The sequence below is a fragment of the Vibrio furnissii CIP 102972 genome (assembly GCF_000176175.1).
Classification (GTDB): Bacteria; Pseudomonadota; Gammaproteobacteria; order Enterobacterales; family Vibrionaceae; genus Vibrio; species Vibrio furnissii.
In genome coordinates this window covers 44125-58432 of sequence record NZ_ACZP01000019.1, presented here as the reverse complement: position 1 = coordinate 58432, position 14308 = coordinate 44125, and the positions used below count along the sequence as shown (strand labels likewise).

The 14308-nt window shown below is 52.7% G+C and carries 14 protein-coding genes and 1 riboswitch; of the genes, 9 read left to right on the top strand and 5 right to left on the bottom strand.

The window, feature by feature from the left end:
* Positions 1-330 precede the first annotated feature (330 nt).
* The 6 genes from ilvG (at position 331) to acuI (ending at position 7760) form a co-directional block, all read left to right on the top strand.
* Complete coding sequence (gene ilvG, locus VFA_RS20385; RefSeq protein ID WP_038152661.1) at positions 331-1977, top strand: acetolactate synthase 2 catalytic subunit; 1647 nt, start codon at positions 331-333, stop codon at positions 1975-1977.
* Between the two features lie 11 nt (positions 1978-1988).
* Positions 1989-2273: an acetolactate synthase 2 small subunit gene (ilvM, locus tag VFA_RS20380; protein ID WP_004728751.1), complete on the top strand. Its 285-nt coding sequence runs from the start codon at positions 1989-1991 to the stop codon at positions 2271-2273.
* Positions 2274-2284: 11 nt separating this feature from the next.
* A complete protein-coding gene (gene ilvE, locus VFA_RS20375) occupies positions 2285-3226 on the top strand; it encodes a branched-chain-amino-acid transaminase (RefSeq protein WP_004728750.1) in 942 nt (313 codons plus the stop codon).
* A 12-nt stretch (positions 3227-3238) separates the two neighbouring features.
* A complete protein-coding gene (gene ilvD / locus VFA_RS20370; protein ID WP_004728749.1) occupies positions 3239-5080 on the top strand; it encodes a dihydroxy-acid dehydratase in 1842 nt (613 codons plus the stop codon).
* Positions 5081-5086: 6 nt separating this feature from the next.
* The gene (gene ilvA, locus VFA_RS20365) at positions 5087-6619 is read left to right on the top strand and encodes a threonine ammonia-lyase, biosynthetic (protein WP_004728748.1); all 1533 of its coding nucleotides are present in this window, start codon (positions 5087-5089) and stop codon (positions 6617-6619) included.
* Positions 6620-6779: 160 nt separating this feature from the next.
* Positions 6780-7760 (top strand): acrylyl-CoA reductase (NADPH), encoded by a 981-nt coding sequence (gene acuI, locus VFA_RS20360; RefSeq protein WP_004728747.1) that lies wholly within the window; start codon positions 6780-6782, stop codon positions 7758-7760.
* Between the two features lie 34 nt (positions 7761-7794).
* Here acuI and VFA_RS20355 read toward each other — a convergent pair whose 3' ends face one another.
* Positions 7795-8751 carry a LysR family transcriptional regulator gene (locus VFA_RS20355; RefSeq protein WP_038152669.1) on the bottom strand — a complete coding sequence of 319 codons (957 nt, stop codon included), beginning with the start codon at positions 8749-8751 and terminating at the stop codon, positions 7795-7797.
* Positions 8752-8924: 173 nt separating this feature from the next.
* A complete protein-coding gene (locus VFA_RS23945) occupies positions 8925-9065 on the bottom strand; it encodes a hypothetical protein (protein WP_004728745.1) in 141 nt (46 codons plus the stop codon).
* A gap of 476 nt (positions 9066-9541) precedes the next feature.
* On the opposite strand from VFA_RS23945, the gene VFA_RS20350 reads away from it, so the two are divergent.
* Both VFA_RS20350 and VFA_RS20345 read left to right on the top strand, forming a co-directional pair.
* Positions 9542-10732, top strand: a complete 1191-nt coding sequence (locus VFA_RS20350; protein ID WP_232281757.1) for a sensor domain-containing diguanylate cyclase — start codon at positions 9542-9544, stop codon at positions 10730-10732.
* Positions 10729-12225, top strand: a complete 1497-nt coding sequence (locus VFA_RS20345; protein ID WP_038152660.1) for a sensor domain-containing diguanylate cyclase — start codon at positions 10729-10731, stop codon at positions 12223-12225. The genes VFA_RS20350 and VFA_RS20345 overlap by 4 nt, the downstream gene beginning before the upstream one ends.
* A gap of 104 nt (positions 12226-12329) precedes the next feature.
* Here VFA_RS20345 and VFA_RS20340 read toward each other — a convergent pair whose 3' ends face one another.
* A complete protein-coding gene (locus VFA_RS20340; RefSeq protein WP_038152659.1) occupies positions 12330-12515 on the bottom strand; it encodes a hypothetical protein in 186 nt (61 codons plus the stop codon).
* A 137-nt stretch (positions 12516-12652) separates the two neighbouring features.
* Between VFA_RS20340 and tusA the strand changes: the two genes are divergently transcribed.
* On the top strand, positions 12653-12901 hold the full coding sequence (gene tusA / locus VFA_RS20335) for a sulfurtransferase TusA (protein WP_004728740.1): 249 nt from the start codon (positions 12653-12655) through the stop codon (positions 12899-12901).
* A gap of 34 nt (positions 12902-12935) precedes the next feature.
* Here the strand turns inward: tusA and VFA_RS20330 are convergent, their stop codons facing one another.
* Positions 12936-13196, bottom strand: coding sequence for a hypothetical protein (locus VFA_RS20330; protein ID WP_014204166.1), 261 nt, complete (start codon positions 13194-13196; stop codon positions 12936-12938).
* Between the two features lie 141 nt (positions 13197-13337).
* On the bottom strand, positions 13338-13892 hold the full coding sequence (locus tag VFA_RS20325) for a TMEM165/GDT1 family protein (RefSeq protein WP_004728738.1): 555 nt from the start codon (positions 13890-13892) through the stop codon (positions 13338-13340).
* Positions 13893-13982: 90 nt separating this feature from the next.
* Positions 13983-14098, bottom strand: a riboswitch (yybP-ykoY riboswitch).
* Positions 14099-14308 lie beyond the last annotated feature (210 nt).

Sequence of the window (14308 nt, the reverse complement as noted above, 5' to 3'; positions counted from 1 at the left end):
CCACTAGAGACGCAAACAATTTCGTATGATATTACGACAACATTTAGAATTATTACGATGAACTTATACGCCCGTTTCAACTCTCTGATTAGCCTTATTATCGTGGTCCTGATTATGACCGCGCGGGGGCTTATGGGCGCAAAATAGACACCAGATTCAAAAAACCCCCGCACTGAAAAGTCCGGGGGTTTTTTTACAACTGTTAGACTTAAAAAAAGCACATGCTGATGAATCTCTCACCAGACATGGCAGGAAGAATGGGGAGCCGCACATGAGGTGCAAACACAACACAACAGACAGCGAGTCGGATCGCTGTACAGGAGGCTTACGATGACCGGAGCTCAATTAGTCGTAGCCGCATTAAGACAACAGGGAATCAAAACCGTTTTTGGTTACCCCGGCGGCGCCATCATGCCCATCTATGATGCGTTGTATGATGGCGGTGTCGAACACATCTTGTGTCGGCACGAGCAGGGAGCCGCCATGGCAGCCATCGGCATGGCCAGAGCCACACAGGACGTGGCGGTATGTATGGCCACTTCTGGCCCAGGCGCCACCAACCTAGTCACCGGCCTTGCCGATGCCTTCCTCGATTCAGTCCCTCTCGTTGCAATTACCGGTCAGGTCGCCAGTTCTCACATTGGCACTGACGCCTTCCAAGAAATGGATGTGATTGGTATGTCACTCTCGTGTACCAAACACAGCTACCTCGTGACCGATATTCATGAACTCGCCCCCACGCTGGCGGAAGCGTTTGAAGTCGCCAAAGCAGGTCGTCCCGGCCCTGTGATCGTCGATATCGCCAAAGATGTGCAATTGGGGCAAGCGCCAGTTTCCGTTTTGCCGGCGTTTACGCCACCTGCGATCCCGCAGGTCGATGCCCAGCAACTGGCGAACGCGCAGCAGTTATTAGCACACAGCGAGCGCCCGGTGTTATATGTCGGCGGCGGCGTGCAACTGGCCAAAGCCACCGACACCGTGCGCGAGTTCTTGCGCCTGAACCCGATGCCCTCCGTCAGCACATTGAAAGGCCTCGGCACCATCGAGCGTCACGACCCACATTATTTGGGCATGCTGGGCATGCACGGCACCAAGGCAGCAAACTTAGTGGTGCAGGAAAGCGATCTGTTGATCGTCGTCGGCGCGCGCTTTGATGACCGCGTGACCGGAAAGCTGGATACCTTTGCGCCCCACGCCAAAGTCATTCATATCGATATCGATGCGGCGGAATTTAACAAACTGCGTCAGGCCAATGCGGCACTGCGCGGCGACATCAACATCATTTTGCCTCAGCTTGAACTGAGCCACGATATCTCGCCTTGGGTTCACCACAGTGAAAGCCTGCGCAGCGGATTCAAATGGCGTTACGACCACCCGGGCGATGCGATTTTTGCCCCACTACTGCTCAAACAACTGTCAGACATGATGCCAGACAGCGCCATCGTCTCGACCGACGTCGGCCAGCACCAAATGTGGGCCGCGCAGCACATTCAGCCACGCGATCCGCAAAACTTCATCTCATCGGCAGGTCTTGGCACCATGGGCTTTGGCCTGCCAGCCGCGATGGGCGCGGCGGTGGCTCGCCCGAATGACCCATCGATTCTCATCACTGGTGACGGCTCGTTCATGATGAACATTCAGGAACTGGGCACGCTGAAGCGTCGCCAGATCCCGGTCAAGATGGTGCTGCTGAACAACCAACGTCTGGGCATGGTGCGTCAGTGGCAATCGCTGTTCTTTGATGGTCGCCACAGTGAAACCATTCTCGATGACAACCCAGATTTCATCATGCTGGCGAAAGCCTTCGATATTCCGGGTAAAACCATCACCACGAAAGCGGAAGTCGAACCGGCGCTGAAAGAGATGCTGGCCAGCAAAACCGCTTACCTGTTGCACGTTGCGATCGATGAAGAAGAGAACGTGTGGCCGTTGGTCCCGCCAGGCGCGTCCAACAATGATATGTTAGAGAACACCTAGGAGACGCCCTCATGCAAAGATATTTACTCGACATCAAAGCAGACGATAAACCGGTGCTGCTGGAGCGTGTTCTGCGTGTGGTTCGTCACCGTGGCTTCATCATCAAGCAGGTTGCGGCAACGCAAAACCACGAAAGCAAAATTGCCAGTGTCGAGATCATCGTCGACAGCGATCGTCCGATCTCGACACTGATTAATCAGATTGAAAAATTATGGGACATTCGCAGCGTTGATGTGACGCCCATCAAGGGCAACGAGCTCCCCAATAACAACTTACAACAAAAGATTTGTGCTTAAGGAAGGCAATCATGGCAACAAAAACTGCAGATTACATTTGGTTCAATGGAGAACTGATGCCATGGGCCAACGCGACCGTTCACGTGTTGACCCATGCCATGCACTATGGCACCTCCGTATTTGAAGGCGTGCGCTGCTACAACACGCCTAAAGGTCCGATCATTTTCCGTCACCGTGAGCATGCTCAGCGCCTGATTGATTCGGCCAAGATCTACCGCTTCCCAATCCCGTATTCTCAAGAAGAGATCATGGAAGCGACCCGCGAAACACTGCGCGCCAACAAACTCGATAGCGCCTACATTCGTCCGCTGGCGTTTGTCGGTAACGTGGGCCTTGGCGTATGTCCGCCAACCGGCACCGAAATGGATGTCATCATTGCAGCGTTCCCTTGGGGCGCGTACTTGGGTGAAGAAGCGCTGGAAAACGGCGTCGATGCGATGATCTCCAGCTGGCATCGCGCTGCGCCGAACACCATTCCAACTGCGGCCAAAGCGGGCGGCAACTACCTATCTTCTCTGCTGGTGGGCGGCGAAGCGCGTCGTCACGGCTACGCAGAAGGGATTGCACTGAGCGTGGATGGTTACCTGTCTGAAGGCGCAGGCGAGAACATTTTTGTGGTCAAAAACGGCGAGATCCTCACGCCACCGACCACCAGCTCCATCCTACCGGGCATCACGCGTGATTCGATCATGACGCTGGCCAAAGATATGGGCTACAACGTGCGTGAAGCCAATATTTCCCGCGAAGCCCTGTACCTAGCCGACGAAGTGTTCATGACCGGCACGGCGGCGGAAATCGTCCCGGTACGCAGCATTGACCAAATCACCGTGGGCATCGGCAAACGCGGTCCGGTGACCGAAGCGATGCAGAAGGCCTACTTCGGCCTGTTCAACGGCACCACCGAAGACAAGTGGGGCTGGTTGGATTACGTATACCCAGAGCAAGCGAAGTAAGGAGACAAGATTATGCCTAAGTATCGTTCGGCCACCACCACCCATGGACGCAACATGGCCGGTGCACGCGCACTGTGGCGCGCAACCGGTGTGAAAGAAGAAGATTTCGGGAAACCGATTATTGCCGTGGTGAACTCGTTCACCCAATTCGTGCCGGGCCACGTCCATCTCAAAGACCTTGGTCAGATGGTGGCGCGTGAAATCGAAGCCGCGGGCGGTATCGCCAAAGAATTCAATACCATTGCGGTCGATGACGGCATCGCAATGGGCCACGGCGGCATGCTTTACTCGCTGCCCTCCCGTGAACTGATCGCCGACTCGGTGGAATACATGGTGAACGCCCACTGCGCTGACGCCATGGTGTGTATCTCCAACTGTGACAAAATCACCCCGGGAATGCTGATGGCGTCCATGCGCCTCAACATTCCAACCATTTTTGTCTCTGGCGGTCCAATGGAAGCAGGTAAAACCAAGCTGTCCGATCAAATCATCAAGCTCGATCTGGTCGATGCCATGATTCAGGGTGCCGATCCAAACGTTTCAGACGAGCAGAGCCAGCAAGTGGAACGCTCTGCGTGTCCAACATGTGGGTCGTGCTCGGGCATGTTTACCGCCAACTCCATGAACTGTCTGACCGAAGCGCTGGGTCTTTCTCAGCCGGGCAACGGCTCTCTGCTGGCCACGCACGCAGACCGTAAAGAACTATTTTTGAGCGCGGGTCGTCGCATCGTCGATCTGACCAAGCGTTACTACCAGCAAGACGATGCCACCGCACTGCCACGCAACATCGCCACCAAAGATGCGTTTGAAAACGCCATGGCGCTGGACATCGCGATGGGCGGCTCGACCAACACCGTGCTGCACCTACTAGCCGCAGCGCAAGAAGGTGAAGTGAATTTCGACATGACCGACATCGATCGCATGTCACGTCAGGTGCCACACCTGTGTAAAGTGGCGCCGTCGACACAGAAATATCACATGGAAGATGTGCACCGCGCCGGAGGCGTAATGGGCATTCTGGGTGAACTGCAACGCGCGGGCCTGCTGCACGATGACACGCGCACCGTGCTGGGATTGTCCATGGCCGAGCAGTTGGCGCAATACGACGTCAAACAAACCGACTCTGACGCGGTGAAAACCTTCTTCCGCGCGGGCCCGGCAGGCATTCGTACCACGCAGGCATTCTCGCAAGATTGCCGTTGGGACACGCTGGATGATGACCGTCAGGAAGGCTGTATTCGCACCAAAGAACACGCCTTCAGCCAAGACGGCGGTCTGGCCGTGCTGAAAGGCAACATTGCGCTTGATGGCTGTATCGTCAAAACCGCCGGCGTGGACGCGAGCATTCTCAAGTTTGAAGGCCCAGCCGTGGTGTTTGAAAGCCAAGAAGATGCGGTTGAAGGCATTTTGGGCGGTAAAGTCAAAGCCGGTGATGTGGTGGTGATTCGTTACGAAGGCCCCAAAGGCGGCCCGGGCATGCAAGAAATGCTCTACCCGACCACCTACCTCAAATCCATGGGCCTTGGCAAAGCGTGCGCGCTGCTAACCGACGGTCGATTCTCCGGCGGGACGTCGGGCCTATCGATTGGTCACGCCTCTCCGGAAGCGGCCAACGGCGGCGCAATTGGTTTGGTGAAAAACGGCGATACCATCGCGATCGACATTCCCAATCGTTCGATTGTGCTGCAGATTTCTGATGCAGAGATGGCGGCGCGTCGTGAAGCGCAAGACCAACTCGGCTGGAAACCCGTCGATCGTCAACGTGAAGTTTCATTTGCACTTAAAGCTTACGCCAGCATGGCAACCAGTGCTGACAAAGGAGCGGTGCGCGATAAATCCAAACTTGAGGGCTAATCATCTATGACGCTCACTCAACAAACTGGCGCAGATTACCTGCGCCAGATCCTGCGCGCGCCAGTGTATGAAGTCGCGAACGTGACCCCCCTGCAAGCCATGCCGCGTCTGTCGGCGCGCATTGGCAATCAGGTGCAACTCAAACGGGAAGACCGCCAGCCGGTGCATTCATTCAAACTACGCGGCGCCTACAACATGGTGGCCAGCCTGACGGAAGAGCAGAAAAATGCGGGCGTGATCGCCGCATCGGCAGGCAACCACGCGCAAGGCATGGCGCTGTCGGGCACCAAACTCGGCATTCGAACCACCATCGTCATGCCGCGCACCACGCCGGACATTAAAGTCGAGGCGGTACGCGGATTTGGCGGCAACGTGGTGCTGTTTGGCAGCAACTTCGATGAAGCCAAAGCCGAAGCGGAACGTTTGTCTGAAGAATTTGGCTATACCTTTGTGCCGCCGTTCGATCACCCGTTGGTGATTGCCGGTCAGGGCACCATCGGCATGGAAATGCTGCAGCAAAACGGCCATCTCGATTATATCTTTGTACCGGTTGGCGGTGGCGGCCTCGCGGCGGGTGTCGCGGTGCTGGTCAAACAGCTGATGCCGGAAATCAAAGTGATTGCGGTCGAGCCGGAAGATTCAGCCTGCCTCAAAGCTGCGCTCGATGCCGGTGAACCGGTGGTGCTCGATCAAGTCAGCATGTTTGCCGACGGCGTGGCAGTCAAACGCATCGGTGATGAAACGTTTCGTCTGTGCCAGAAATACCTCGATGGCCACATTACCGTGTCCAGCGATGAGATTTGCGCAGCAGTCAAAGACATCTTTGAAGATACACGTGCGATTGCCGAACCGTCTGGCGCGCTGGCACTGGCGGGCCTGAAGAAATTTGCCGAGCAACATGGGCTGCAAGACCAGCAACTGGCGACTGTGCTGTCCGGCGCCAACACCAATTTCCACGGGTTGCGTTACGTGTCCGAACGTTGCGAACTGGGTGAAAAACGGGAAGGCCTGCTGGCGGTGACCATTCCTGAGCGCAAAGGCGCGTTCTTTGAATTTTGCCAAATCATCGGCGGCCGTGCGGTCACCGAGTTCAACTACCGCTACAGTGATGACCAACTCGCCAACATCTTTGTTGGTGTGCGGCTGATGGGCGGTCAGGAAGAGCTGAAAACCATCATTCACGAACTGCGTCAGTCCGGTTATCCGGTGCAGGATCTGTCCGATGATGAAATGGCCAAACTGCACATTCGTTACATGATTGGCGGACGTCCGTCCAAACCCCTTCGAGAGCGTTTGTACAGCTTTGAATTTCCGGAATACCCGGGCGCGCTACTTAAGTTCCTCAGCACGTTGGGGACTCACTGGAATATCAGCCTGTTCAACTACCGCAACCATGGCGCCGATTACGGCCGCGTGTTATGTGGTTTTGAACTCAGTGACGACGATCTGGCGCGCTTCTCAGCGCACGTGGTGGAACTGGGCTATCAATCGAAAGATGAAACCGACAACCCAGCCTATCGTTTCTTCCTCGCTAAATAAGACTCAAGCCACCCACTGCGGTGGCTTGTTTTTTCTCTCTTCGCCATATCCTTACTTTGACTATGCTTTTTGCGCATAGATATCATGCTAAAGTTTCATTTATTTCATAGACCTATCAGATTTAGACTACAGTCAATGTTTACCATGTGTGGAGACCCCCATGTTTCAAGCTCTGATTTTGAATCAAGAAGATAAACGTACGCTGGCCAGTATTGAGCAGATTGATGAAGCGCAATTGCCGGAAGGTGACGTGCTGATCGCTGTCGACTACTCGTCTCTGAACTACAAAGATGGGTTGGCCATCACAGGCAAAGGCAAAATCATTCGTCAGTTTCCGATGGTGCCGGGTATCGATCTGGCAGGCAAAGTGATCCGCTCACAAGATGCACGCTATCAGGCGGGCGACAATGTGGTCCTCACCGGCTGGGGCGTGGGTGAAAACCATTGGGGTGGCATGGCGCAAAAAGCGAGCCTGAAAGGCGACTGGCTGGTGCCTCTGCCACAAGGCTTTGATGGTAAACAAGCGATGATGATCGGCACCGCAGGCCTCACCGCGATGTTGTGTGTCCAAGCCCTGCTTGATGCGGGCATTCAACCTCAAGATGGCGAAGTGTTGGTGACTGGCGCCAGTGGTGGCGTGGGTTCGGTTGCCGTCACCCTGCTGGCCTCATTGGGATATCAAGTGGCTGCAGTGACTGGTCGCGTGGCACAAAACGGTCCGCTGCTGCAAAAACTGGGCGCAGCTCGCATCATCGACCGCAGTGAATTTGAAGAGCCAGCACGCCCGCTGGAAAAACAAGTGTGGGCAGGCGCCGTCGATACCGTCGGCAGCAAAGTGCTGGCGAAAGTGCTGGCGCAGATGGACTACAACAGCGCCGTGGCCGCATGTGGCCTGGCGGGTGGCTTTGATCTGCCCACCACGGTGATGCCATTTATCCTGCGCAACGTTCGCCTGCAAGGGGTTGACTCCGTGAACTGCCCACGCGAAAAACGCATCGCCGCTTGGGAAAAATTGGTTGAGCTGCTGCCTGCAAGTTACTTCGAGCAAGCCTGCACTGAAATTAACCTAGCGCAAGCACCGCAATACGCGGAAGACATCACCAAGGGTCAAGTGACCGGTCGCGTGGTGATTAAGCTGTAATCTGCGCGCTCGCGACATTCTCTATCTCAAGGCCCTAATCGGGCCTTGATTCGTCCAAGCCCATGTCTTCAACCCGCTTGGCAATCAATTTACTGCACTCTTCCTTCACCATACTACGCAGCCATTCCTGCGCGGGCGAATGCTCACAGCGCGGGTGCCAAATCATCGAATAATCAAACGGCGTAAAGGAAAACGGCAGCGGCTTCACCACCAAGTCATAGCGTTCCGCAACCAGATATGCCAAGTCTGCCGGTACCGTGATGATCAGCGGCATGGTGTCGATAATCGCCAGCGCCGCTTCCAAGTGATACGCCCTGAGCACCATACGCCGCGGGGGCAATCCTTCCAACGCCTGATCAAGCAGCGCTTTCACCCCATCACTGATGGCAATCATCGCATGGGGAAAATCGAGGTAATCTTGCAAGGTCATCGACTGCTGTGCCAACGGATGATGACGCGAAAGCAAGCACAACACCCCGACACGCCCCAACACTTCACTTTGCAGTGGTTCGACCGAACGAATCAAACGACAAATCGCCAGATCGGCACCATCGTAAGTCAGCTGATCCACCAAGCGCTCGTGTTGCAGCGGCAGAAACTCAAATGCCACATTGGGCGCTTCCTGATAGATACGCGGCAACGCAAACGGCAAAATGGTCTGCATCGCATAATCGGTGGTGGCAATGGTAAAGGTTTGATCGCAGGATGTCGGATTAAACTCCGTCGGTGACAACAACTGACGCAGGCTTTCCAGCGGCTCACCAAGTTCACGATTAAACGCCAACGCCTTTTCCGTCGGGATCAGGTGCTGTCCTTGACGAGTAAACAGCGGATCGCCCAGCAGCTCACGCAGACGGCCAAGCACACGACTCATCGCCGATTGGCTGAGGTTCAGTCGCTCCGCCGCTTTGCTGACACTGCACTCTTCAACCAACACGCGCAGCGCCACCAGCAAATTGAGATCGCGACGGTAGATGTCTTCTAATTCCACACTCTTTTCCAGCATCAAGTTCGATTGACTCGAGTGTAACCAATCGCGTAGAAAAAACCACGCAACCTTACGTTGGGTAAAAAGCGGCTTCAGTCTCATCGCCCTGCGACATGTATTTTTCGCTACGCAAACGATAACGCGCACAATCCTCTACAGATGACGTGAATCAGCGCTCAATCATCAAGTACACCGTGTAAAACCGTCACATGAGTAGCCGTTTTAACCAGCGACAAATACGGATCATCATGCGCAATATCTTGTCTAAAAATGATGAAAACGCCATCAATCACCACATCGAATGCTGTGCGTTTCATAATCAAATTACATGCCCCCATATGATCAATAGGAGTTATTAATATCACGCAAAAAATAGCGAATATCGATCGATAATGTTTCTAAAATCACCAAAATTCGTTTATATTCGCCGCCTTTTTCTCCACTCGAAAAAGAGTACGCCACACATGAAACTAAATATCATGCGTGGTTTTTATCGACGCTTAAAAACATATTAACGACCTAAATGAAGAGCAGATTTTTTCTAAGTCTACTTGTCCTGACCGTGACGGTTGGTGTGACGTCCAGCTTATTTCAATGGCATCATCAACAACGTATTTATGATGATATTTCCCATCGAATGCTGAATGATTATAAAGTTGAAGTTGAACATGTTTTTTCTAACATTGAAATGAAACTTGAGGTCATGATTCATTTATTGGAATCAAAATATGGCCCAACAGACAATGCCATTCATTTAAATGAATTGCTGTTGTTTTATTTGGATTTAATTCCCATGGCGTCAGCGATATATATTAGTGATAAAGAAAAAATGCTTGGCAACGCACCCATCATCAATCGCAATAAAATATATGCTCATGCGTCCAGGCCTTGGTTTATTGATCCCACAGAAAATCATCAGCAGATTAAATACACCAATCTCTACGTGGATAAATTTTCTCAAGAACGTATCGCCACGCTCTCCAAAGTGATCTTTAACGAGCCATCCCATTACGCGGTGATCGGGATTGATATCGTGCCCGCGCGGCTGAATGTCTTGTTCGACAAAATGCAAGAAACCATACCCACCAATGTGTATGTCGTCGATAACGCCGGTGCCGTGGTTTGGGGCAGCAAAAATGCCCTGTTCGACTTAAGCCAAACCCAACTCGGTGAGGACGGCGCGTATTTTGATCACCAACAGCACAAAAAAATCTATTACAGTCGATTAAATCACCTCAACTGGACGATCATCATGGCCGTGGACGGTGACGTACTCACCAGTTCACTGTTCAAAGAGAGCCTCATTCTGTTTGTGGTCGTCGGGATCACTCTTTCGCTGCTGTGTTTTTTTTGGTGGAGTCTGTGTGAAGAATTAAAGCTGTTTTATTTCCACGTGATTCGAAAACTCAACGACAACAATCAATCGATTGATAAATTCGTCGACACCACCATCAATGACAGCCATAAAGCCGCAGATCTGATGGCCAGCCGTGTGTTGCTCGATGAACTGACTGGCGCCCTCAATCGCCGCGCCTTTGACAAAGACCTCGCCAGCGCCCTGTCTGATGAAGGGGGGACGTTGCTGGCGCTGATCGATATTGATAACTTCAAACGCATCAACGACACCTTTGGCCACCAGTGCGGCGATGACGTTTTACGTGCGTTTGCCGCCATGGCCAAAAGCTATTTTGATCACATTCAGGTGCGCAGTTATCGCTATGGTGGAGAGGAGTTCGCCATTCTGTTCAGAGGCATCAGCGCCGCACGCGCGCACGCTTTGTTGGACAATTTCCGCCACTCATTTGCCTCACGTGCATGGCGTGAAGGCATGCCCAGCATTACGTTTAGCGCCGGCCTCAAATCATGGGATGGCGAAACACTCCCCGAATTTCTCTCGGCGGTGGACCAATTGCTCTATCACGCGAAACAGTCCGGCAAAAACAACATTAACGGGTCGGCGATAACCCCGAGCGCGCAATCATGAAACACTTAAGCATTTCCACTAAGGTGAACAAACTCTTTGGGTTGATGACCTCAATACTCATTATCGGCGGCATCAGTGCCTATTGGATTCAGCGTGCAGTGATTGTCGATTCTTACCACAACTTGAATCTCGATTTCGTCCTCGACTTGAGCCGAACCACCGCGCGCAAACTGTCGATCTACGAAAAAAATCTCAATCAAGTGCTGATCACCACCCAATTGCGCGAGACGTTGATCCCCGACCCAAACAGCCATCACCACGCGAAAATGCAAGATGCATTGCATTTATTACCGTATGTCGAATCGATCACGGTTAGCGATCTACAGGGGCAAACCTTCATGACGGCAGCGTTACCCAACGCCGCCGCCCCGCACAATGACGCGCCTCAGCAGCAGCCGTGGTTTAAAAAGGTCATCTCGTATGGCTCGCCTGCGCAGTTTAGCTTTTCCACGCGCGCGAGTGACGTAGGCGGTCATGCCATTCACGTCTCTTTGCCGATTTATTCTCAGGCCTTAAAACCCAAAGGCATGATTGCGTTATCGATTCGCCCATCCTTGATCACCCACTTTTTTCAGACCATTCAAGGCCCCTCCAGCGGACGCTTGTCCTTGAGTGACACCGAAGGCACCTTGATTGCGGGCATTCCCCCAGCCGCATCGCTCACCGCCGCGGATCTCACGGCCTATTCCGGCATTCATGAGGGCCATTGCGCCTTTTATTACTATTCCAACCTCTCCAATCCGGAATGGTATGTGATCTACGAAGTGCCCAAACGCAGCTTAAACCGCTTTGTGTTTCATGAGAGCAAAAGCATTGTCTATTTTCTGACCTTCTCACTGACAATCAACACCCTGTGCTGGCTGTATATGAGAAGAAGAATCCAGCAGGTCGAAAAGCATCTCGTGACCGGCTTAATGAAAGCTACGCCGGTGCCCGGCAATCTGAATATCGCCGACGCCATTCACTTGCTTTCTGAGCGACGCAACACGTTGAGGAAAGAGAGTTTGATCGACGGCTTAACCGGCCTGAACAATCGACGCGCGCTGGACAACGACCTGCCATCGCTCATCGAGGATGGGGCAACGCTCGTGGCGATGTTGGACATCGATTATTTCAAGTCCATCAATGATACCTATGGCCATCAGACCGGCGACACCGTACTCAAAACATTTGCCGCGATTGCCGAGGCACAACTCCCCCCGCAAAGTACGCGCATTTATCGCTACGGCGGCGAAGAGTTCGTCATTGTGTTTGTGCGCGTGACCCCATCGCAAGCGCTGGAGATGTTGGAGCAACTGCGCCTGAGCATCGCGCAATACCAGTGGCATCAAGGCCCGCACCAAGTGACGTTCAGTGCAGGGCTCGCCTCCTGCGCCGATGCTGATGCCATCGCCCTTGCCGATGCGCGCTTATATGAGGCCAAACGCAGCGGCCGTAACCGCATTATCTATGACGACGTCTCGAGGCCGGGCGATGAACTGTCCCTTGGTTAAAACGCCGAATCGCAGGCAAAAAAAATCCCGCCTTTCAGCGGGGAAGCCCAAGAAAAATGGGGATAGTGTCGGAATGTAATTGAGCGTAGTTTGACAAGTGTGTGTTAGTGTTCTTGCTCACCAGATGCACCTTGCCAGCGATGCATCTCGAGCCAAATCCCAAATAGCGAAGCACTCACGCCGAGTAGCGGCATCAATGAGGTTTCGGTTGGCGTTCGCATCACAAGGGCGCAAAAGGAAATAAAACACAGAACCGAGTAGATGGTCAGTCTGTCTAGTGCTGTCAACATATTGCACTCCCTCGTTATTTGTTACCAACTTGTTAACTAAATTAAAACAAAAAGATCACTTTGCCAAGCGCTTATTGAATATTTTTTCTTCGCCAGTATTATCTAGACCTGATTTGTGACATCCATTAGGTTTGACCATGACTTTTAATCCTGAATTAGCCACATTGGTGTTAGAAGCGGAAGGATTACGCTGCCCAGAGCCAGTGATGATGGTCAGGAAGACAATTCGTACCATGAACGACGGTGACGTCCTGTTGATTAAGGCCGACGATCCCTCGACCACGCGTGACATTCCAAGCTTCTGCCGATTTATGGATCATCAGTTGCTCGGTGCGAAAACCGACGAACTGCCGTACCAGTACCTGATTAAGAAAGGGCTGGACTAGCAGACAAAAAAGGCTGCCCGAGGCAGCCTTTGATTTATTCCTGATGTTCGATGGCGCGGACTTCCGCTTGCAATCGATGAATCTGCTTTTGCATCGCACGGACTTCTTCATGCAACGGAATGATGTGCGCTACACGAATCCACGACTCCACCGTGAGTCCCGTCATAATGATGGCCCCCGCCACCATCGGTAACCACATGTCCGTTAGCGACATGCCAAGCAAAGTTAACGCCAGACCCAAAGTAAACAGGTAACTCTGACTTTTGGCGCTCATACCCATATAACGTGTCAGCATACACCTACCCTCTCGCGATGATGGTTGCCCTTTACACTAGCATGACAAGTATGACACGAATATGGCGAATATCACGCTATGGAGCGGAAATTGCGTGCGCCTGACCGTCGCTAATCGTTTGTTTCACAGAATATTTGTCGGTTAGAACACCGCCGCGCCCACGGCCAATGCCGCAAACAGCGCCGCAGTCACTTTCCGAATCAGACCCAGTGGCATTTTGTCGGCCGATAATTTACCGATCAGCACCACGGGCACGTTTGCCAGCAGCATACCGATGGTGGTGCCCAGAACCACCCACGACAATGCATCGGCGTATTGCGCGCCCAAAATGGAGGTCGCAATTTGCGTTTTGTCGCCAATTTCCGCCACAAAGAAGGCAATGAAGCTGGCCACAAACGGTCCCCGATTGGAAATCTCTTCGTCATCATCGATTTTATCGGGAATCAGTACCCAGGCGGCCATCGCCAAAAAGCTCACCACCAGCACCCATTTCAACACCTCAGGCGACAGATAATCGGCCACGACCACCCCAAGCCACGCCGCCAAAGCATGGTTGGCAATCGTTGCCAGAAAGATAGCAGCAATAATAGGGATCGGTTTACGGTATCGACTGGCGAGTAATAACGACAAAAGCTGGGTTTTATCCCCGATTTCGGCCAGTGCAACAGTAGTAATAGAGATAGCTAAAACGCTCACGACTTGCTCATTGGGGCAGGGATAATTATATAACCATAGACAAACAGACACGCCCCACCCCGGTTCGTGATGTTTGTCTAAGGTCTTGCTAAACCCGGTCGGCACCGAGTCTCGAACGCCATGGTGATTGTGCACCAATTGTGTTGACGAACGAACCGATCAAATGAGGACATTTGATCGAGAAGCTACTCCCCAAAGACGGGGGAATTCTATCCAGCCTCGGCACATTTCTCAACCCCAAGATGACGAAAAGCGTCAACACGAGGAAATTTGCGCAGCTTAAAGGCAAAAAACTCCATGAAAAGAGAATTTCGCCGATTAATTAAGCAAGATTTCCTCTACTTTGTCGGGGAATAACTCGGTATACTTGATCGTTATTTTTTATCAATTCAGACAGAAGAATCGCGCGAACCTGA